Below are 19,480 nucleotides of genomic sequence, written 5' to 3' on the forward strand. Positions count from 1 at the left end.
CGCGGGGTGGGTGAGGGGTCAGAGGGCGGCGTACGCCGGCTTGATCACGTCGTTGATGATCGCGAGCCGCTGGTCGAACGGCAGGAACGCGCTCTTCATGGCGTTGATCGTGAACCAGCGCAGGTCGCCGAGCTCGTAGCCGAAGGCCTCGACCAGCAGCTGGAACTCACGGCTCATCGACGTGCCGCTCATGAGTCGGTTGTCGCAATTGACCGTGACGCGGAAACCGAGGTCTTTGAGCTTGCCGATCGGGTGGTCGGCGATCGACTGCATGCCCGGCACGGCGTTGGTCTGCAGGTTGGAGGACGGGCACATCTCGAGCGGGATGCGACGGTCGCGGATGTAGGCGGCGAGACGGCCCAGCACGGGGCCGCCCGGCGCGTCGAAGTCGATGTCGTCCACGATGCGCACGCCGTGACCGAGCCGCTCGGCACCGCACCGCTGGATCGCCTGCCAGATCGACGGCAGCCCGAACGCCTCGCCCGCGTGGATCGTGAAGTGCGCGTTCTCGCGGCGGAGGTACTCGAACGCCTCGAGGTGCAGGATCGGCGGGAAGCCGTCCTCCGCCCCGGCGATGTCGAAGCCGGCGACGCCCCGGTCGCGGTACTCGACGGCGACCTCGGCGACCTCCAGGCCGCGCTTGGCGTGCCGCATCGCGGTCAGCAGCTGGCCCACGACGATCGGGTGACCCAGTCCTGCGGCCTCCTCCCGGCCCTTGACGATGCCCTCCTGCACGGCCTCGACGGTCTCGGTCAGCGACAGGCCGGCCGAGAGGTGCTGCTCGGGAGCCCACCGCAGCTCGGCGTAGACGCACCCGTCGGTGGCGAGGTCGACGACGGCCTCGCGGGCGACGCGGGCCAGGTCCTCGGGACGCTGCATAACCGCGACGGTGTGGATGAACGTCTCGAGATAGCGCTCGAGCGAGCCGGAGCTCGACGCCTCCTCGAACCACGCGCCGAGCGACTCGGCGTCGCCGGCCGGCAGGTCGTGGCCGATCTCGTCGGCGATCTCGACGATCGTGGCGGGACGAACCCCGCCGTCGAGGTGCTCGTGCAGGGCGACCTTGGGGGCCTTGGCGATCTGTTCGGAAGTGGCGCTCACTGGGTCATCGTGTCATGACGCCATCAGGAGCACGACGGTCTCCGCCACGCAGGCCGGCTTGTCGTTGCCCTTGATCTCCACGGTGTGCTGCAACGTCGCCCGCTGCCCCTTCTCGAGCTCCTCGACCTCGAGGAGCTCGACCCGGTCGCGCACCTTGGACCCGACGAGGACCGGCGAGACGAAGCGCACCTTGTTGAGGCCGTAGTTGACCCGGGCGACGTCGCCGGCGAAGGCGTAGACCTGGGCGCCCAGGAACGGCAGCATCGACAGCGTCAGGTAGCCGTGGGCCACGGTGGCACCGAACGGCCCGTCGGCCGCGCGCTCGGGGTCGACATGGATCCACTGGCGGTCACCCGTCGCGTCGGCGAAGAGGTCGATCCGCTCCTGCGTGATCGCGACCCACTCGCTCACCCCGAGCTCCTGCCCGGCGGCCGCCGCGATCTCCGTGCTGTTGTTCAAGATGCGCATGTCTCAACCTAACGAATGCGATCGATCACGACGGACACCGTGTCTGGATGTCCCACGCCGATGTCGTACCCCCCGTCAAGCGCTGCAACCGCACGCTCGAACCGCTCCGGGGTGTCGGTCTGCAGCGTCATCAAGGGCTGGCCAGCGGTGACCTCGTCGCCTGGTTTGGCATGCATCACGACGCCGGCCGCCGCCTGCACCTGCTCACCCGGCCTGGACCGGCCCGCGCCCAGCCGCCAGGCCGCGACGCCCACGCTCAGGGCGTCCAGGCGCGTCAGGGTGCCGGCCTCGGGGGCCGTGATGACATGCGTCTCCTTGGGCGTGGGGAGGTCGGCGTCCGGGTCACCGCCCTGCGCGGAGATCATTCGCTTCCACACGTCCATGGCCGCGCCCGACGCCAGGACGTCGGCCGGGTCGACGTCGTCCTTGCCTGCGGCCGCCAGCATCTCGCGGGCCAGCTCCACCGTCAGCTCGACGACGTCGGCCGGTCCGCCACCGGCGAGCACCTCCACCGACTCGGCGACCTCGACGGCGTTGCCCGCCGTGCGCCCGAGCGGCGTGGACATGTCGGTCAGCAGGGCCACCGTCGTGACGCCGGCGTCGTTGCCGAGAGCCACCATGGTCTCGGCCAATTCCCGTGCCTGCTCCTCGGTCTTCATGAAGGCTCCGGACCCGACCTTGACGTCGAGCACCAGCGCGCCGGTGCCCTCGGCGATCTTCTTGCTCATGATCGAGCTGGCGATCAACGGGATCGCCTCGACCGTGCCGGTCACGTCCCGCAGGGCGTACAGCTTCTTGTCGGCCGGGGCCAGGCCCGGTCCGGCGGCGCAGATGACCGCGCCGACGTCCTCGAGCTGCGCCATCATCTCGTCGTTGGTGAGTGCCGCGCGCCACCCGGGAATCGCCTCGAGCTTGTCGAGCGTGCCGCCGGTGTGCCCCAGGCCGCGGCCCGACAGCTGCGGCACCGCGACGCCGCAGGCGGCGACCAGCGGTGCGAGTGGCAGCGTGATCTTGTCGCCGACACCACCCGTCGAGTGCTTGTCGGCCGTGCGCCACGACAGCGACGAGAAGTCCATGCGCTCGCCGCTGGCGATCATCGCGCCGGTCCACCGGCTGATCTCGCGGCGGTTCATGCCGTTCAGCAGGATCGCCATGGCGAGCGCCGACATCTGCTCGTCGGCCACGACCCCGCGGGTGTAGGCGTCGACGACCCAGTCGATCTGCGCGTCGTCGAGCTCGTGCTTGTCGCGCTTGGCCGCGATGACCTCGACGGCGTCGAACGGTTCGGTCATGCCGGTCCTCCTTGGACCTCGATGCGCTCGAAGCCGCGCAGCACCCAGGTCGGGCGGCGCGGCGCCTCCTCCGCCAGCGTGAGGCGGGGGAAGCGGTCGAGCAATGTCTTCAGGCTGATCTGGAGCTCGAGCCGGGCCAGCGGCGCGCCCAGGCAGAAGTGCAGGCCCATGCCGAAGCCCACATGGGGGTTGGGGTCGCGGCCGACGTCGAGCGTGTCGGCATCCCGGAACGCACTGGCGTCGCGGTTGGCCGAGCCCATCAGGCAGGCGATCTTCTGTCCTGCCTTGATGGTCTCGCCGCACACCTCGACGTCCGCGGTGGCCGTACGTTCGAACAGCTGCAGTGGCGCATCGAACCGGATCAGCTCCTCCAGGGCGACCTCGACGGGCACATCGCCGGAGGTCACCCGCGACAGCTGGACGGGGTCGCTCAGCAAGGCATGGATGCCGTTGCCGAACACATTGACCGACGCCTCGTGGCCGGCGTTGAGCAGCAGCACGACCGACGCGACGAGCTCGTCGTCGGTCAGCTTGCTGCCCTCGTCGCGGGCCTCGATCAGGTCGCTGATCAAGTCGTCCCCGAGGTTCGTCCGTCGCTCGGCGACGACCATGCGCACGTAGTCGGAGAAAGCCGTGCTTGCCTCGATGGCCTTGGCCCGGGTCGCAGCGTCGACGTCGGTCTCGTACATGTGCACGATCGCCTGCGACCAGGCACGAAGCAGCACGTGGTCGTCGCGCGGCACGCCCAGCAGGTCGGCGATGACGAAGACCGGCATCGGCTCGGCATACGCCCCCAGCACGTCGAACCGGTCCCCGAGATCGTCCACCATCGTCGCCGCGAGCTCCTCGATGCGCGGCCGCATGCGCTCGACGTGCCCGCGACCGAAGGCGCTTGACACCAGCTTGCGGAGGCGTGTGTGGGCAGGTGGCTCGTTCTCCATCATCTGGTTGCGGTGGAGGGCGTTGAACGGCTCCATCTGGTCGGCCGGTTCCCAGTTCGACCAGATGCGGCCGAACGCGCGGTTGCGCAGCACCTGGCTGACGGCGTCGTGCGTCGTGGCCAGCCACACGCCCATCGGCTCGTGCCACAGCACGGGACCGGTGGCGCGCAGCGCCGAGAGCACCGGGTAGGGATCGCGCAGGAAGTCAGGGTTGCCGGGATCGAGCTGGACCGCGTAGCGGGTCAACGGTGGTCCAGGTCGTCGGCCCCGAAGGCGTCGGGCAGCACCTCGGTCATGGTCTTGACCCCGCTCGGCGTCATGAGCTGCATGTCCGGTCCGCCGTTCTCCCACAGGAGCTGGCGGCACCGGCCGCACGGCATGAGCGGCGCACCGTTGGCGTCGACGCACGCGACGGCGATCAGCCGGCCGCCGCCGGTCGCGTGCAGCGCCGAGACCATGCCGCACTCGGCGCACAGGCCGACGCCGTAGGCGGCGTTCTCCACGTTGCAGCCCAGCACGACCCGGCCGTCGTCGACGAGCCCTGCGACCCCGACCTTGAAATCGGAGTAGGGCGCATAGGCCCGGCCCATGACCTCGGTCGCGTACTTCGCCAGCGACTCCCAGTCGATGGGGTCGTCGGGTCCGGAGATTCCGAGGGCCACTAGCCGGCGCTCCCTCGTCGATAGGGCTGGCCGTCCGCCGCGGGCATCCGCAGTCGTTGCGAGAACAACGCGAGGACGAGCAGCGTCGTGAGGTAGGGCGTCATGCCCGTGAGGTCCTCGGGGATCGAGTCGGTCGAGAAGTACCAGGCCGCGACCCCGACACCCAGCAGGGCGCCGATCAGCGAGGAGACCTGGCGGGTCTTGCGGTACTGCCAGATGCCGAACAAGATGATGCCGACCCCGACCAGGAGCAGCAGGCCGTGGATCGTCTCTCCGCCGCCGCGCAGGCGCAGCGTGTCGGTGTAGCCGAACAGGCCGGCTCCGGCCAGCAGTCCGCCCGGACGCCAGTTGCCGAAGATCATGGCGGCGAGGCCGATGTAGCCGCGACCACCGGTCTGTCCCTCGCGGAACGTGCTGGACGCCACGAGGGCGAGGAACCCGCCGGCGAGCCCGGCGAAGCCGCCGGAGATCACGACGGCGGTGAACTTGTAGCGGATCACGTTGATGCCGAGGGACTCGGCTGCCGCCGGGCTCTCGCCGCAGGAGCGCAGCCGGAGGCCGAACGACGTGCGCCACAGGAGCCACCACGTCAGCACGAACAGCAGCAGGCACAGGAGCGTCAGCAACGACAGGTTGGTGACCAGCGCGCGGGCGATCGAGGCCAGGTCGGACACCACGAACCAGTGCTTCTTCTCCAGGTCGAGGAGCGGATCGCCCAGGAAGTCCAGGGTCACCGTCGGCGGGGTCTTGAGCGTCGGCGACTGGGTCTGCCCGCCACCGGGCTCGCCCGTGAAGGCCAGCGCCGCGAGGTACTGCACGGCACCCAGCGCGATGATGTTGATCGCGACGCCTGACACGATGTGGTCGACGCCGAAGAGCACGGTGGCGACCGCGTGCAACAAGCCGCCGATCGCACCGAAGGCGATCGCGCCCAGCACGCCCGCCCACGGCCCGTCGAACCCGAACAGGCCGAAGTACGCGAAGTAGCCCGCCCCGAACGTGCCGAGGATCATCATGCCCTCGAGGCCGATGTTGACCACGCCGGCCCGCTCGGACCACAGGCCGCCCAGGCCGGCCAGGCCGATCGGCACCGCGGCGACGAGGGTCGCGCGCAAGGTGCCCGAGGAGTCCAGGTCGTCCGCACCCGTGACGATCCGCAGGGCCGAGAACAGCACCAGCCCGACCGCCAGCCAGATCATGATCCAGCCGAACGTCAGCTTCTTGGCCGCGGCCTTGGCCGGAGCCACCGCATCCGCCACGACGCTCATGCCGTCACCTCCGACAAAAGCCCACGATACGCAGGCGCCGGCATGATCCCTGCCTCATGATTCGCTCGCTGGCGCTCGCTCATGCCTTGACTCCTTCCGTCGCGGGCTCGTCGTCCAGGGCGCTCGCCACCCGGCGCTGCTCGAGCCGGACTCCGTAGCGACGCACCACCTCGTACGCGATGACGACCGTCAGCACGATCGTGCCCTGCGTGATCTTGACGATGTCAGGCGAGATCTCGAGCAAGATCTGCAACGGGTTGGACTGCTCGTCGAGGAACGCGAACAACAGGGCGCCGAGCGCGATCCCGACGGGATGGTTGCGACCGAGCAGCGCGATGGCGATGCCGGCGAAGCCGAGGCCGGACTGGAACGTCGAGCCGTACGCGTAGTCGTTGCCGAACAGCAGCGGCATGCCGACGAGGCCGGCAACACCTCCTGACAGCAGCATCGAGATCACGATCATCCGCTTGACGTTGATGCCGCTCGCGACCGCGGCGGTCTCCGAGGAGCCGGTCGCCCGCAGGTCGAAGCCGAACGTCGTCTTGTTGATCACGAACCAGTAGAGGAAGCCCACCGCGACGGCGAGGAAGATCAGCCCGTAAACCGTCGCCGGCACGTCACCGAACAGCTTGATCCCGCCGATCCGGCTGCCTTCGGGGACCTCCTTGGTCGCCGTGATGTTGCTCCCGGTGTCCTTGACCGCCGCCTTCCGGAGCAGGTAGGCCACGAGGGCGGTGGCGATCGCGTTGAGCATGATGGTCGAGATGACCTCGCTGACGCCGCGGGTGACCCGCAGCAGGCCGGCGATGCCGGCCCAGGCGGCGCCGACCAGCACTGCGGCGAGCATCGCGAGCGCGGTGTTGAAGTAGCCGGGCAGCCAACCCTCGCCGGCGACCACCGCGGCCGTGAAGGCCGCGATGCGGTACTGGCCGTCGACGCCGATGTTGAACAGGTTCATCCGGAAGCCGATCGCCACGGCGATGGCCGACAGGTAGTAGACCGTCGCGGCGTTGAGGATGTTGATGTAGCCGCGGTCGGTCGGCAGGCTGAGGATCTGCCCCCACACGCCACCCACGTCGTCGCCGGCAAGGATCAGCACCAGGCTCGTGATGAGGAAGGCTGCGACGAGCGCCAGCAGCGGCGCGCCGACCGCCAGCGCGATCTTGAGGGTCCTGGGATTCCTCGTCATGCGTCCGCTCCTGTCATGGCCGACCCGAGCATCGCCGGGGTCACCGTCGCCGGGTCGAAGGTCTCGCCGAGCCGCCCGCGCAGGATGACGCGGATCGTGTCGGACAGACCGATCAGCTCGTCGAGGTCCGCGGAGATCAGCAGCACCGCGAGGCCTTCGCGGCGGGCGCGCTTGATGTGGTTCCAGATCGCCGCCTGGGCGCCGACGTCGACGCCGCGGGTCGGGTGCGAGGCGATCAGGAGGATCGGGTCGTCGGCCATCTCACGGCCGACGATGAGCTTTTGCTGGTTGCCGCCCGACAGCGCGCGGGCCAGCGTGTCGATGCCCGGCGTGCGTACGTCGTACTGGTCGACGATGCGCTGCGTGTCCTTGCGGGCACCGCTGCGATCGATCAGCGGGCCGTTGACGTTGGGCTCGCGCGTCTGGTGACCGAGGATGCGGTTCTCCCAGAGCGGCGCGTCGAGCAGGAGCCCGTGGCGGTGACGGTCCTCGGGGATGTAGCCCATGCCGGCCTCGCGCCGCTCGCGCGTCGATCGGCCCACCAGGTCCTGGCCGCCGAGCGAGACCGAGCCGACGTTGCAGGGGCGCATGCCCATGACGGCCTCGACGAGCTCGGACTGGCCGTTGCCCTCGACGCCGGCGATGCCGAGGATCTCGCCGGAGTGGATCACGAGGTCGACGTCCTGCAGCAGGTCACGCCCGCCGCCGGGAGCGGGGAGCGTGAGGTCGCGGATCTCCAGGATGACCTTGTCGGTCACGGTCGACGTCTCGGTGCTCGGGTCGGGGAGCTCGGAGCCGACCATCATCTCGGCGAGCTGCTTGGAGCTGACCGAGGAGGCGGGGACGGTGTCGACCGTGGCGCCGCGCCGGATCACGGTGACCTCGTCGGCGACCGACAGGACCTCGTCGAGCTTGTGGGAGATGAAGATGACTGCGAGGCCCTCGGACTTGAGCTCACGCAGATTGCCGAACAGCTCGTCGACCTCTTGCGGCACGAGCACTGCGGTCGGCTCGTCGAGGATGATGATCGAGGCGCCGCGATAGAGCACCTTGAGGATCTCGACCCGCTGGCGGGCACCGACGCCGAGGTCCTCGACGAGGCGGTCGGGCTCGATGTCCAGCCCGTACGCGTCGGAGATCTCGATGATCTTGGTGCGGGCGGCGTCACCGATGCCGTGCAGCTTCTCGGCGCCGAGGACGACGTTCTCGAGGACGCTGAGGTTGTCGGCGAGCATGAAGTGCTGGAAGACCATGCCGATCCCGGCACCGATCGCGTCGGCCGGCGACGACAGCGCGACCTGCGTGCCGTTGACCTCGATCGTCCCGGAGTCGGGCTTCTGCACTCCGTACAGGATCTTCATCAGCGTCGACTTGCCGGCGCCGTTCTCCCCGACGATCGCGTGGACCGTGCCGCGCTTGATGTCGATGTTGACGTCGTGGTTGGCCACGACCCCCGGGAACGTCTTGCCGATGTCGCGAAGTCGGACGACCACGTCTTCGCTCGTGCTGGTCGTGTTCACAGTGCCCCTCATCTCAACCGTTTTCAGACCGGACGACGGCGGCCCGGGCCCCACGCTACAGCGGGGGCCCGGGCCACGTCTGACAGCGTGACTACTCGCTCGGGACCGTGATGGTTCCGTCGATGATCTGCTGCTTGTACTCGTCCAGCTTCTCCTTGATGTCGTCGACCTGACCACCCGTGGTGGAGTAGCCGACGCCATCGACCTTGAGGTCGTAGACCGTCGGGCCGGTCGGGACGTTGTCCTTGGAGACGGCCTCGAGGTAGGCGAAGACCGCGACGTCGATGTTCTTGAGCATCGAGGTCATGATCACGTCCTTGACCGAGGGATCGGCCGTGAGGGCCTGGTCGGAGTCGACGCCGATGGCCTTCTTCTTGGCAGCTGCTGCAGCCTCGAAGACACCACCACCGGATCCGCCGGCCGCCTGGTAGACGATGTCGGCGCCGGCGTCGTACATGCCCTCGGCCGCCGTCTTGCCCTTGGCCGGGTCACCGAAGCCGCTGAAGTCCGGCGGCTGCGTGAGGTAGCGGGCCTGGATCTTGATGTCCGGGTTGACCGCCTTGGCACCGGCCTCGAAGCCGGCCTCGAACTTCTTGATCAGCGGCACCTCGACGCCACCGACGAAGCCGATGTTGTCGGCCTCGCTCTTGAGCGCCGCTGCGGCGCCGACCAGGAACGAGCCCTGCTCCTCGGCGAACAGCAGGTTGGCGATGTTCTTGCCCTCGACGGCGTCGTCGACGATCGCGAAGTTGACCTTGGGGTTGGCCTTGGCGACCTTGCCGACGGATGCGGAGTAGGCGAAGCCGACGGCGATGACGGGGTTGTAGCCGGCGTCGACGAGCTGCTGCAGGCGGCCTTCACGGGCCGACTCGGCCTCGCCGTCCTGCGCCTCGGCGGTCTTGACCTCGAACCCGAGGTCGCACTCGGCCTTGTCGAGGCCCTTGGCGGCCGAGTCGTTGAACGACTGGTCGCCACGTCCGCCGACGTCGAACGCCATGCCGACCTTGGTGTCGGTCTTCTCGACGCAGTCACCCTTGGCGCCGGAGTCCGAGCCCTTGTCCCCGTCGCTGTCCTTGCCACAGCCCGCTGCAGCGAGCACCAGTGCGGCCACACCCGCGATAGCGGTGGCCTTCGTCAATCGACGCAAAATTCCTCCTCGATACGGAGCCGGGTGCCCGGCACGTCCTCAGACCCTAGTTGTCCAGTGGGTCCTTGGGCAGGTGCTCGGCGATATTCAGCGCAGTCGTAATCGTTTTGTCATCAGGCTCGCGGAGTCCGCCGGAGTCAGGAGATCGCGGCGCAGGCGAGCACCTTGGCGCCGATCGCGATGGCGCGCTCGTCGACCCGCAGATTGCCCTGGTGCAGGTCGTACGTCGGACCGTCGGGCGTGCGCGTGCCGAGGCGGCCCATCGCACCGGGAACCGCCTCGACGTACCAGGCGAAGTCCTCGCCCCCGAGGCTCTGCGCCGTGGAGGCCACGCCGCTGGGGCCGATCGCCTGGGTGACGGCCCGGCGCATGACCTCGGTGGCGCTGAAGTCGTTCACGACCGGCGGCACGCCGCGGGTGTAGGTGACGTCCGCACTGACGCCGAACGGCTGGATGATGTCGCTGATCAGGCCGCGCACGAGGTGCTCGGCCTGGTGCCACGCCGCCGCGTCGAGCATGCGGAGCGTGCCGCTGAGCTCGCCGGTCGACGGGATCACGTTGGCGGCGTTGCCGGAGTGGATCTGGCCCCACACCATGCTGGCGCCGGCGCGCGGGTCGAAGCGCCGGGACAGGACCGACGGCAGCTGCGTCAGGAGGCTGCCCAGGGCGTAGGTGAGGTCCTCGGTCAGGTGCGGGCGTGAGGTGTGGCCACCGCGACCGCTGAGCTGCACGTGGATGTGGTCGGAGGCACCGGTGATCGGGCCCTCGCGCAGGCCGACGTGGCCGACGTCGAGGGACGGGTCGCAGTGCAGCGCGAAGATGCGTGAGACGCCGCGCAGGGCGCCGCCGGCCAGCAGCTTGAGCGCGCCGCCGGGCATGACCTCCTCGGCGGGCTGGAAGATCAGGCGCACCCGCACAGGGAGCTTCTCGGCCGCGTCGGCCTGCGCCAGTGCGACGGCGGCACCGAGGAGGGCCGCGACGTGCACGTCGTGCCCGCAGGAGTGCGAGACGCCCGGGACGCTGGACTTCCACGGGTCCTGGGAGGTGTCGACGACCGGCAACCCGTCGAGATCGGCGCGCAGCGCCACGATCGGTCCGCCGTCGGGGCCGATCTCGGCCATGAGCCCCGTGCCGTCGAACCGCTCGTAGGAGATGCCGCTCTTGTCCATCCACGTCGCGACCACGTCGGTCGTCCGCTCCTCGTGCCACGAGAGCTCGGGGTAGGCGTGCAGCTCGCGCCGGACCTCGATGAGGTCGGGCGTGACCACGTCGATGGATCGCGCGAGCGCTTCGGACAAGGGCATCTGCTCAGGATATCGCTGATTTCACCGTGGCCCGGCACTACTGTCGGAAGATGGACATCTGGGACGCGCTCGACCACCCGGTGCTGTTCACGGTCGGCTTCTTCACGCTCGCCGTCGTCATCTCGCTGGGTTGGGCCATGCTGCGCATCGCGATCGTCCGTGCGCGAGGCGGTTCCGCCTCAGGCGTCGACGTGGCCGCCGTCGAGGCCGCGTGGCGTCAGCGCACCAAGGCCTCGGACGTCGTCGACGTCACCCAGCTGCAGTCCATGATCCAGGAAGCGTTCGTCTCCGATGCCAGCACTGACGTCGCCGGGCAGTCCAAGGAGGCCCGGATCGCCCACCTCGAGGCGTTGCACGCCGACGGTCGGATCACCGCGGAGAAGCTGAGCCAGCTCAAGGCCGCCATCGCCTCCGAAGCGTGACGCTGCCTCGGCGGCACGCGCCGAGGTGCTCAGGAGCCTGTGGCCGACAACCAGCGACGCTCCGCCACGGCACCGGCGCGGAGACGGGTCATGGCGGACACCCTAGGGCGTACGGGCTGTCCTGACGGGCCGTCGTGGCGCCCAGCGCATGTCGCGGGCCACGGTCTGCAGCTCGGGACGGTGGATGTCCTGCTTGTGGAGGTACCAGAGCGTGCCGAGCGTGATGCCCAGCAACGACATCGCGCCGCCGCCGATCAGCATCCACCGCGGGCCGAGCTCCTCACCCACCAAGCCGACCAGCGGGGCACCGAGCGGCGTGCCGCCGAGGAAGATCATGAGGTAGAGCGCCGCGACCCGGCCGCGCATCATGGCGCTGGTCGTCATCTGCATCATCGCGTTGGCCGACGTGATCATCGTGAGGGCGCACAGGCCGAGCAGCGGCAGGACCGCGGCGAACGAGACGTAGCCGGGCATCAGTCCGGCGATGATCTCGACCACGGCGAACGCCGCGCCCGCGAGGACCACGAAGGCCAGCCGGGGGCGCGCCCTGCGCGCGGCGAGGAGCGCGCCGGCCAGGGAGCCGACCGCCATGATCGAGGCGAGGATCCCGTACTCGCCGGCGCCCTTGCCGAACACCTCCGTCGCCATGAGCGCGCTCGTCATCTGGAAGTTCATGCCGAACGTCCCGACGAAGAACACGCAGCAGAGGATCAGTACGAGGTCGGGGCGCGAGCGCACGTAGCGCACCCCGTCCCGGACCGCGCCCTTGCGCGTGCCGGTGACCGGTGCCGGTCGCAGGCGGCTGCCGTCGAGCAGCTGCAGCGAGACGAACACCGCGACGTAGCTGACGGCGTTGGCCAGGATGACCCAGCCCGTGGCGGCCACGCCCGACCCGAGGGCTGCGATCAGGAGCCCGGCGACGGCCGGGCCGATCATGCGCGCGGAGTTGAACGACGCCGAGTTGAGGCCCACGGCGTTGGCCAGGTCGTCCTTGCCGACCATCTCGACGACGAACGACTGGCGGGCCGGGGCGTCGAACGCCGAGCCGATGCCGAACACGAAGGCCAGGACGTAGACGTGCCAAGCCTGGACGACGTCCGTGACGGCGAGCACACCGAGCAGCGCTGCGGGGATCGCCATGGCCGCCTGGGTGAACCTCAGGACCGTACGCTTGGGGACCCGGTCGGCGACGACGCCGGCGATCGGCGAGAAGAGCAGCGCGGGCAGCAGCTGCAGCCCGGTGGTGATGCCGAGCGCCGTGCCGCTCTGGGTCAGCTGCAGGATCAGCCAGTCCTGCGCGACGCGCTGCATCCACGTGCCGATGTTGGAGACGAAGGCGCCCATCGCGTAGATCCGGTAGTTGCGGATCGACAGCGCCCGGAAGGTGGGGCTCATCCGGGGTCCCCGCGAAAGCGTGGGCCCCTGGGACGGCTCGGTCCGGAACCGCGCGAGCGGTCTTGTGGGGTGGTCAACTCGCAGCCAACCGTTCCAGCAGTGCGGTCGCCTCCCTCAGTGTCTTGCGCTCCGCGGTCGTGAGCTTGGCCAGGCGTTGGGCGAGCCACTCGTCGCGGCGGTCGCGCTCCTCGGCGAGCACGGCGTCGCCCTTGTCGGAGACCGAGATCAGCACCTGGCGGCCGTCGTCGGGGTGCGGCTCGCGGATCGCCAGGCCCTCGTCGACGAGGCAGGTGATCGTACGGGTGATGGAGGGCGGCTGGACCCGCTCGTGGGCGGCGATCGCGCTGGGCGTCGCGGGCCCGAGCTTGAGGATCGAGCCGAGGACGGAGAGCTGCGTCGGGGTCAGGTCCGTCTGGCGCTCCTGCCGGAGGCGACGGTTGAGCCGGGCCACCGACCGAGCGAGCTGGTGCGAGTCAGTGGGCATGTCATTAGCATACCTCATTACCTATGCTAATCACATTTCGAGCGCACGCATTCGTCGTGGGGACCGAGGGCTCGAGGCCTCGGCTCCCACGACGCAAGGCGGCGCGGCTAGCCCTTGCCGTGGGCCAGAGCGCCGAGCAGGTCGCGGTTGAGCTGCGCGATCGTGTCGAGCGGGATGCCCTTGGGGCACGCCGACGTGCACTCGCCGATGTTGGTGCAGCTGCCGAAGCCCTCGTGGTCGTGCTGCTCGACCATGCCGATGACCCGCGACTCGCGCTCGGGCTGTCCCTGCGGGAGCAGTCCGAGGTGAGTGATCTTGGCGGCGGTGAACAGCATGCCCGAGCCGTTGGGGCAGGCCGCGACGCAGGCGCCGCAGCCGATGCAGGTGGCGGCGTCGAACGCGTGGTCGGCGTCGTCCTTGGGCACCGGCACGGCGTGCGCGTCGGGAGCCGATCCGGTCGGCGCGCTGATGTAGCCGCCGGCCTGGATGATGCGGTCGAACGACCCGCGGTCGACGACGAGGTCCTTGACGACCGGGAAGGCGCCCGCACGCCACGGCTCGACGTCGATGACGGCGCCGTCCTCGAAGCTGCGCATGTGCAGCTGGCACGTCGTGGTCACCTCGGGGCCGTGCGCGATGCCGTTGATGACGACGCCGCACATGCCGCAGATGCCCTCACGACAGTCGTGGTCGAACGCGATGGGGTCGTCGCCGGACAGCGTGAGCTGCTCGTTGAGGACGTCCAGCATCTCGAGGAACGACATGTCCTGACTGACGTTCTCGACGCCGTACGTGACCATCCGGCCCTTGTCGTCGGCGTTCTTCTGACGCCACACCCTGACGGTGATGTTCACTTGTAGCTCCTGGACTTCATCTCGACGTACTCGTACTCCAGCGGTTCCTTGTGCAGCGTCGGCTGGTCGCCGAACTCCCACGCCGAGACGTAGGCGAACTCCTCGTCGTGCCGCAGCGCCTCGCCGTCCTCGGTCTGGCTCTCCGCACGGAAGTGGCCGCCGCACGACTCGCGCCGGTTGAGCGCGTCGATGCACATGAGCTCGCCGAGCTCGAAGAAGTCGGCGACGCGGCCGGCGCGCTCGAGGGTCTGGTTGAGCTCCTCGTTGACGCCGGTGACCTTGACGTTGGACCAGAACTCGTCCTTGAGGTCGCGGATCATGCTGATGGCCTTGATCAGGCCCTCCTCGGTCCGCTCCATGCCGCAGTAGTCCCACATGATCTGGCCCAGCTCCTTGTGGAACGAGTCCACGGTGCGGGTGCCGTTGATCGACAGGAACTTCGCGACCCGCTCCTCGACCGCGGTCCTGGCCGCGACGACCTCGGGGTGCGAGTCGTCGATCTTCTCGTAGGGGCCGTCGGCCAGGTAGTTGGCGATCGTGTACGGCAGGACGAAGTAGCCGTCGGCCAGCCCCTGCATCAGCGCCGAGGCGCCGAGGCGGTTGGCGCCGTGCTCGGAGAAGTTGGCCTCGCCGGCGACGAACAGGCCGGTCAGGTTGCTCTGCAGGTCGTAGTCGACCCAGAGGCCGCCCATCGTGTAGTGCACCGCGGGATAGATGCGCATCGGCTGCTCGTACGGGTTCTCGCCGGTGATCTGCGCATACATGTCGAAGAGGTTGCCGTACTTGGCCTCGACCTGCTCGCGGCCGAGGCGCGCCATGGCGTCGGCGAAGTCGAGGTAGACACCCAGGCCTCCGGGACCCACGCCCTTGCCGGCGTCGCACTGGTACTTCGCGGCCCGCGAGGCGATGTCACGCGGCACGAGGTTGCCGAACGCCGGGTAGATGCGCTCGAGGTAGTAGTCGCGCTCGTCCTCGGGGATGTCGGCGGGCGGGCGGTCGTCACCGGCCTTCTTGGGCACCCAGATGCGGCCGTCGTTGCGCAGCGACTCCGACATCAACGTCAGCTTGGACTGGTAGTCGCCGCTGACCGGGATGCAGGTGGGGTGGATCTGCGTGTAGCAGGGATTCGCGAAGTAGGCGCCCTTGCGGTGCGCGCGCCACGTCGCGGTCACGTTGCTGCCCATCGCGTTGGTCGAGAGGAAGAAGACGTTGCCGTAGCCACCGGTCGCCAGCACGACGGCGTCGGCGGTGTGCGTCTCGATCTCACCGGTCACCATGTCGCGGACGATGATGCCCCGCGCCCGGTCGTCGACCATGATGAGCTCGAGCATCTCGTGGCGCGTGTTCATCTCGACCGTGCCGGCGGCGATCTGCCGCTCGAGGGCCTGGTAGGCGCCGATCAGGAGCTGCTGGCCGGTCTGGCCGCGGGCGTAGAACGTGCGCGAGACCTGCACGCCGCCGAACGAGCGGTTGTCGAGCAGTCCGCCGTACTCACGAGCGAACGGCACGCCCTGGGCGACGCACTGGTCGATGATGTTCACCGAGACCTGCGCGAGGCGGTAGACGTTGGACTCGCGGGCGCGGAAGTCGCCGCCCTTGACCGTGTCGTAGAACAGCCGGTAGATGCTGTCGCCGTCGTTGCGGTAGTTCTTGGCCGCATTGATGCCGCCCTGCGCGGCGATCGAGTGGGCGCGCCGCGGGCTGTCCTGGTAGCAGAAGCTCTTGACGCGGTAGCCGGCCTCGCCGAGCGTGGCGGCCGCCGAGGCGCCGGCGAGGCCGGTGCCGACGACGATGACGCTGAGCTTGCGGCGGTTGGCCGGGTTGACGAGCTTGGTGCTGAACTTGCGCTCGTCCCAGCGGCGCTCGATCGGGCCCGACGGCGCCTTGGTGTCGTGGATCTCCTCGCCGACGGCGTGGAACTGCTCAGAGACGTTCGTGGTCATGATCCTGCTCCGAAGAAGAAGATGGCGAAGGGGACGGACAGGAAGCCGGCCGTCAGCAGCGACGCCAGCCCGATCGAGATGGTGGTCCACGTGGAGTCGCGACGCGTGGGGCTGTAGTTGCGGCCGAGCGTCGTGAGCGCGCTCCAGAAGCCGTGCCACAGGTGGGCGCCGAGCGCCAGCAGCCCGATCGTGTAGAGCAGGACGACCCACCATATCTCGAAGCCGTTGACGGTCCGTTCGTACTTGCTGTCGGACGCACCACCGGGCGAGAGCCAGTTGGGCATCATCTGGGCGACGTGGCCGATGATGAACAGCGCCAGCGTGACCCCGCCCCAGCGCATCGTGAACGAGGCGTAGCTGCGCTGGATGCCCGTGCGGTTCTGCTTGGTCTGGTAGCGCTTGCCCCCGACGTAGCCGGCCGCCTTCTTGTTGCGCCGCCACAGCGTGACCGCCGCGAGGGCGTGCACCACGACCGCGACCAGGAGCAGGACGCGGATGATCCAGAGCGCGCCGCCCTCGGGGAGGTAGGGATAGAACATGTGCGGCAGGGTGTCGTGCAGGTAGGAGTCGAACTTCTCCTGGCCCTGGAAGAACTTCAGGTTGCCGTACATGTGGACCAGCAGGTAGCCGAGCATGATGAGCCCCGACACCGCCATCGCATACTTCTGCGCGACGGTGGACCTACGGGCCGACGGTCGCTTGCTCAGTTGGGTAGTCGCCACAACTCGCCAGCCTAGGACGGTGTGCGCGCTTCCGCAAAGGCATAGTGAGGTAAGGGTTCATAGCCTGTGGCTATGAACTGCACGGGCACCATGCCCTGCGGGGTCAGGCGCGCTTCGACCGCTTCCGGCGGCGGATCATGGGGTCGAACTTCAGGTCGACGACGCGCTCCTTGAGCGGGATCAACGCGTTGTCGGTGATCTTGATGTGCTCGGGGCAGACGTCGGTGCAGCACTTGGTGATGTTGCAGAACCCCAGTCCGTGCTCGTCCTGCGCCGCCGCCTTGCGGTTGACGCCCTGCTCCTCGGCGGCGTCGAGTGGATGCATGTCGAGCTCGGCGACACGCATGAGGAACCGCGGGCCGGCGAAGGCCGGCTTGTTCTCCTCGTGGTCGCGCAGCACGTGGCACGTGTCCTGGCACAAGAAGCACTCGATGCACTTGCGGAACTCCTGCGATCGCTCGACGTCGACCTGCTGCATCCGGTAGTCGCCCGGCGCCACGCCCTCGGGCGGCACGAAGGCCCGCACCTCGCGCGCCTTGTCGTAGTTGAACGACACGTCGGTCACCAGGTCGCGGACGACCGGGAACGTACGCATGGGGGTCACGACGATCGGCTCGCCCGGCGGCAGCGTCGACATGCGGGTCATGCACAGCAGCCGCGGCCGCCCGTTGATCTCGGCGCTGCACGACCCGCACTTGCCGGCCTTGCAGTTCCACCGGACCGCGAGGTCGGGGGCCTGCGTGGCCTGGATGCGATGGATGATGTCGAGGACGACCTCGCCCTCGTTGACCTCGACGTCGTAGTCGGCGAAGTCCCCGCCCTCGTCGTCCCCACGCCATACGCGGAAGTGCTCCTGGTTGCCCATCTAGATCCTTCCGCCGAGCTCTTGGGTGGTGAAGTACTTGCCGAGCTCGTCGCTCTCGAAGAGGTCGAGCAGGTCGTCGCGCACGGGCAGCTGCTCCTTGCGGTCGACGTCGATCGTGCCGTCGTCGGCCAGCGTGCAGACCAGCAGGACGTGCCGCCACTCGGCGTCCATCGCGGGATAGTCGTCCCGGGTGTGACCGCCGCGGCTCTCGGTGCGCAGGATCGCGGCCTTGGCCACGCACTCGCTGACCAGCAGCATGTTGCGCAGGTCGAGCGCGAGGTGCCAGCCGGGGTTGAACTGGCGGTGCCCCTCGACCACGACCTGCTCGCCGCGGGCCTTGAGTCCTTCGAGCCGGTCGAGCGCCTCCTGGATCTCGTCCTCCTTGCGGATGATGCCGACGAGGTCGTTCATGGTCTGCTGGAGCTCCTGGTGCAGGGTGTACGGGTTCTCGGACCCCTCCTGCCCGCCGTCACCGAACGCGGCGACCGAACGCCGGGCGGCGACCTGCACGTCGTCGTCGCTGATCGCGGGTCGCCGGTCACCCAACGAGTTGATGTAGGCGGCAGCTCCCGCGCCCGCGCGACGGCCGAACACCAGCAGGTCCGACAGCGAGTTGCCGCCCAGCCGGTTCGAGCCGTGCATGCCGCCGGAGCACTCCCCCGCGGCGAACAGCCCGGCGACGGAGGCCGCACCCGTGTCGGGGTCGACCTCGACGCCACCCATGACGTAGTGGCAGGTCGGGCCCACCTCCATCGGCTCCTTGGTGATGTCGACGTCGGCCAGCTCCTTGAACTGGTGGTGCATCGACGGCAGCTTCTTGATGATGACCTCGGGCTTGAGCCGGCTCGAGACGTCGAGGTAGACGCCGCCGTGCGGGGTGCCCCTGCCGGCCTTGACCTCGGAGTTGATGGCACGGGCCACCTCGTCGCGCGGCAGCAGCTCGGGCGGACGTCGGTTGTTGTCGGCGTCGGTGTACCACCGGTCGGCCTCCTCCTCGGTCGTCGCGTACTGCGCCTTGAACACGTCCGGGATGTAGTCGAACATGAAGCGCTTGCCCTCGGAGTTGGTCAGCACGCCACCGTCACCGCGTACGGACTCGGTGACCAGGATGCCCTTGACCGAGGGCGGCCACACCATGCCGGTGGGGTGGAACTGCAGGAACTCCATGTTGATCAAGGAGGCGCCGGCCCGCAGTGCCAGCGCGTGGCCGTCACCCGTGTACTCCCACGAGTTGCTGGTGACCTTGTAGGACTTGCCGATGCCACCGGTCGCCAGGATGACCGCAGGCGCCTCGAAGACGAGGTGGCGGCCGGACTCACGCCAGTAGGCCAACGCCCCCGAGATCGCGTCGCCGTCCTTGGTCAGGTCCGTGACGGTGCACTCGGCGAAGACCTTGATGCGGGCCTCGTAGTCGCCGGTCTCGGCCAGGTCCTCCTGCTGCAGCGACACGATCTTCTGCTGCAGCGTGCGGATCAGCTCGAGGCCGGTGCGGTCGCCGACGTGCGCGAGCCGGGGGTAGGTGTGCCCGCCGAAGTTGCGCTGGCTGATCCGGCCGTCGGGCGTACGGTCGAACAGCGCGCCGTAGCTCTCGAGCTCCCAGACCCGGTCGGGCGCCTCCTTGGCGTGCAGCTCGGCCATGCGCCAGTTGTTGAGGAACTTGCCGCCTCGCATGGTGTCACCGAAGTGCACCATCCAGTTGTCCTTGTCGTTGACGTTGCCCATCGACGCGGCACACCCGCCCTCGGCCATCACGGTGTGGGCCTTGCCGAACAGTGACTTGCTGATGATCGCGGTCTTCTTGCCCTGCTCCCGCGCCTCGATCGCCGCCCTGAGGCCGGCACCTCCGGCGCCGATGACGATGACGTCGTACGCCAGTCGCTCGATCTCCGTCATTGCGATCCTT

18 protein-coding genes are annotated in these 19,480 nt (G+C 68.9%); 1 reads left to right on the forward strand and 17 read right to left on the reverse strand.

Features of this window, described 5'->3' with window-relative positions:
- Positions 1-18 precede the first annotated feature (18 nt).
- The 10 genes from AB0N22_RS09085 to AB0N22_RS09130 form a co-directional block, all read right to left on the reverse strand.
- Positions 19-1,101, reverse strand: coding sequence for an adenosine deaminase (locus tag AB0N22_RS09085; protein WP_364638442.1), 1,083 nt, complete (start codon positions 1,099-1,101; stop codon positions 19-21).
- A gap of 12 nt (positions 1,102-1,113) precedes the next feature.
- On the reverse strand, positions 1,114-1,569 hold the full coding sequence (locus tag AB0N22_RS09090; protein ID WP_364638445.1) for a MaoC family dehydratase: 456 nt from the start codon (positions 1,567-1,569) through the stop codon (positions 1,114-1,116).
- Positions 1,570-1,577: 8 nt separating this feature from the next.
- Positions 1,578-2,861 carry a thymidine phosphorylase gene (locus AB0N22_RS09095; RefSeq protein WP_364638448.1) on the reverse strand — a complete coding sequence of 428 codons (1,284 nt, stop codon included), beginning with the start codon at positions 2,859-2,861 and terminating at the stop codon, positions 1,578-1,580.
- Positions 2,858-4,048 (reverse strand): cytochrome P450, encoded by a 1,191-nt coding sequence (locus tag AB0N22_RS09100; RefSeq protein ID WP_364638451.1) that lies wholly within the window; start codon positions 4,046-4,048, stop codon positions 2,858-2,860. Before AB0N22_RS09100 ends, AB0N22_RS09095 begins: the two co-directional genes overlap by 4 nt.
- A complete protein-coding gene (locus tag AB0N22_RS09105) occupies positions 4,045-4,431 on the reverse strand; it encodes a cytidine deaminase (RefSeq protein WP_364639269.1) in 387 nt (128 codons plus the stop codon). The genes AB0N22_RS09100 and AB0N22_RS09105 overlap by 4 nt, the downstream gene beginning before the upstream one ends.
- A 32-nt stretch (positions 4,432-4,463) precedes the next feature.
- A complete protein-coding gene (locus tag AB0N22_RS09110; protein WP_364638454.1) occupies positions 4,464-5,732 on the reverse strand; it encodes an ABC transporter permease in 1,269 nt (422 codons plus the stop codon).
- 79 nt (positions 5,733-5,811) lie between these two features.
- Positions 5,812-6,921, reverse strand: coding sequence for an ABC transporter permease (locus AB0N22_RS09115; protein ID WP_364638457.1), 1,110 nt, complete (start codon positions 6,919-6,921; stop codon positions 5,812-5,814).
- Complete coding sequence (locus AB0N22_RS09120; RefSeq protein WP_364638459.1) at positions 6,918-8,441, reverse strand: ABC transporter ATP-binding protein; 1,524 nt, start codon at positions 8,439-8,441, stop codon at positions 6,918-6,920. The genes AB0N22_RS09115 and AB0N22_RS09120 overlap by 4 nt, the downstream gene beginning before the upstream one ends.
- 91 nt (positions 8,442-8,532) lie before the next feature.
- Complete coding sequence (locus AB0N22_RS09125) at positions 8,533-9,588, reverse strand: BMP family ABC transporter substrate-binding protein (protein WP_364638462.1); 1,056 nt, start codon at positions 9,586-9,588, stop codon at positions 8,533-8,535.
- 137 nt (positions 9,589-9,725) lie between these two features.
- Positions 9,726-10,892, reverse strand: coding sequence for an amidohydrolase (locus tag AB0N22_RS09130; protein ID WP_364638465.1), 1,167 nt, complete (start codon positions 10,890-10,892; stop codon positions 9,726-9,728).
- 50 nt (positions 10,893-10,942) lie between these two features.
- Here AB0N22_RS09130 and AB0N22_RS09135 point away from each other — a divergent pair, with 50 nt between their 5' ends.
- Positions 10,943-11,314, forward strand: a complete 372-nt coding sequence (locus tag AB0N22_RS09135) for a hypothetical protein (RefSeq protein WP_364638467.1) — start codon at positions 10,943-10,945, stop codon at positions 11,312-11,314.
- 102 nt (positions 11,315-11,416) lie between these two features.
- Here AB0N22_RS09135 and AB0N22_RS09140 read toward each other — a convergent pair whose 3' ends face one another.
- The 7 genes from AB0N22_RS09140 to AB0N22_RS09170 form a co-directional block, all read right to left on the reverse strand.
- The gene (locus tag AB0N22_RS09140) at positions 11,417-12,709 is read right to left on the reverse strand and encodes an MFS transporter (protein WP_364638470.1); all 1,293 of its coding nucleotides are present in this window, start codon (positions 12,707-12,709) and stop codon (positions 11,417-11,419) included.
- A gap of 73 nt (positions 12,710-12,782) precedes the next feature.
- Positions 12,783-13,193, reverse strand: coding sequence for a MarR family transcriptional regulator (locus AB0N22_RS09145; protein ID WP_364638472.1), 411 nt, complete (start codon positions 13,191-13,193; stop codon positions 12,783-12,785).
- Between the two features lie 107 nt (positions 13,194-13,300).
- Complete coding sequence (locus AB0N22_RS09150) at positions 13,301-14,047, reverse strand: succinate dehydrogenase/fumarate reductase iron-sulfur subunit (protein ID WP_364638475.1); 747 nt, start codon at positions 14,045-14,047, stop codon at positions 13,301-13,303.
- Entirely contained in the window at positions 14,044-15,990 is a 1,947-nt protein-coding gene (locus tag AB0N22_RS09155) for a fumarate reductase/succinate dehydrogenase flavoprotein subunit (RefSeq protein ID WP_364638478.1), read from the reverse strand. The genes AB0N22_RS09150 and AB0N22_RS09155 overlap by 4 nt, the downstream gene beginning before the upstream one ends.
- Positions 15,987-16,712 carry a succinate dehydrogenase cytochrome b subunit gene (locus AB0N22_RS09160; RefSeq protein ID WP_364638481.1) on the reverse strand — a complete coding sequence of 242 codons (726 nt, stop codon included), beginning with the start codon at positions 16,710-16,712 and terminating at the stop codon, positions 15,987-15,989. Before AB0N22_RS09160 ends, AB0N22_RS09155 begins: the two co-directional genes overlap by 4 nt.
- A gap of 103 nt (positions 16,713-16,815) precedes the next feature.
- On the reverse strand, positions 16,816-17,577 hold the full coding sequence (locus AB0N22_RS09165) for a succinate dehydrogenase/fumarate reductase iron-sulfur subunit (RefSeq protein WP_364638484.1): 762 nt from the start codon (positions 17,575-17,577) through the stop codon (positions 16,816-16,818).
- Positions 17,578-19,470 (reverse strand): fumarate reductase/succinate dehydrogenase flavoprotein subunit, encoded by a 1,893-nt coding sequence (locus tag AB0N22_RS09170; protein ID WP_364638487.1) that lies wholly within the window; start codon positions 19,468-19,470, stop codon positions 17,578-17,580.
- Between the last annotated feature and the right edge of the window lie 10 nt (positions 19,471-19,480).

The organism is Aeromicrobium sp. NPDC092404, assembly GCF_040684095.1.
Lineage (GTDB): Bacteria > Actinomycetota > Actinomycetes > Propionibacteriales > Nocardioidaceae > Aeromicrobium.

Excerpts from the sequence above, each read along its gene's own strand:
- AB0N22_RS09145 (WP_364638472.1), bottom strand. The coding sequence starts at position 13,193 with ATGCCCACTGACTCGCACCAGCTCGCTCGGTCGGTGGCCCGGCTCAAC.
- AB0N22_RS09165 (WP_364638484.1), bottom strand. The coding sequence starts at position 17,577 with ATGGGCAACCAGGAGCACTTCCGCGTATGGCGTGGGGACGACGAGGGC.
- AB0N22_RS09170 (WP_364638487.1), bottom strand. The coding sequence starts at position 19,470 with ATGACGGAGATCGAGCGACTGGCGTACGACGTCATCGTCATCGGCGCC.
- AB0N22_RS09130 (WP_364638465.1), bottom strand. The coding sequence starts at position 10,892 with ATGCCCTTGTCCGAAGCGCTCGCGCGATCCATCGACGTGGTCACGCCC.
- AB0N22_RS09090 (WP_364638445.1), bottom strand. The coding sequence starts at position 1,569 with ATGCGCATCTTGAACAACAGCACGGAGATCGCGGCGGCCGCCGGGCAG.
- AB0N22_RS09140 (WP_364638470.1), bottom strand. The coding sequence starts at position 12,709 with ATGAGCCCCACCTTCCGGGCGCTGTCGATCCGCAACTACCGGATCTAC.
- AB0N22_RS09095 (WP_364638448.1), bottom strand. The coding sequence starts at position 2,861 with ATGACCGAACCGTTCGACGCCGTCGAGGTCATCGCGGCCAAGCGCGAC.
- AB0N22_RS09155 (WP_364638478.1), bottom strand. The coding sequence starts at position 15,990 with ATGACCACGAACGTCTCTGAGCAGTTCCACGCCGTCGGCGAGGAGATC.
- AB0N22_RS09135 (WP_364638467.1), top strand. The coding sequence starts at position 10,943 with ATGGACATCTGGGACGCGCTCGACCACCCGGTGCTGTTCACGGTCGGC.
- AB0N22_RS09110 (WP_364638454.1), bottom strand. The coding sequence starts at position 5,732 with ATGAGCGTCGTGGCGGATGCGGTGGCTCCGGCCAAGGCCGCGGCCAAG.
- AB0N22_RS09115 (WP_364638457.1), bottom strand. The coding sequence starts at position 6,921 with ATGACGAGGAATCCCAGGACCCTCAAGATCGCGCTGGCGGTCGGCGCG.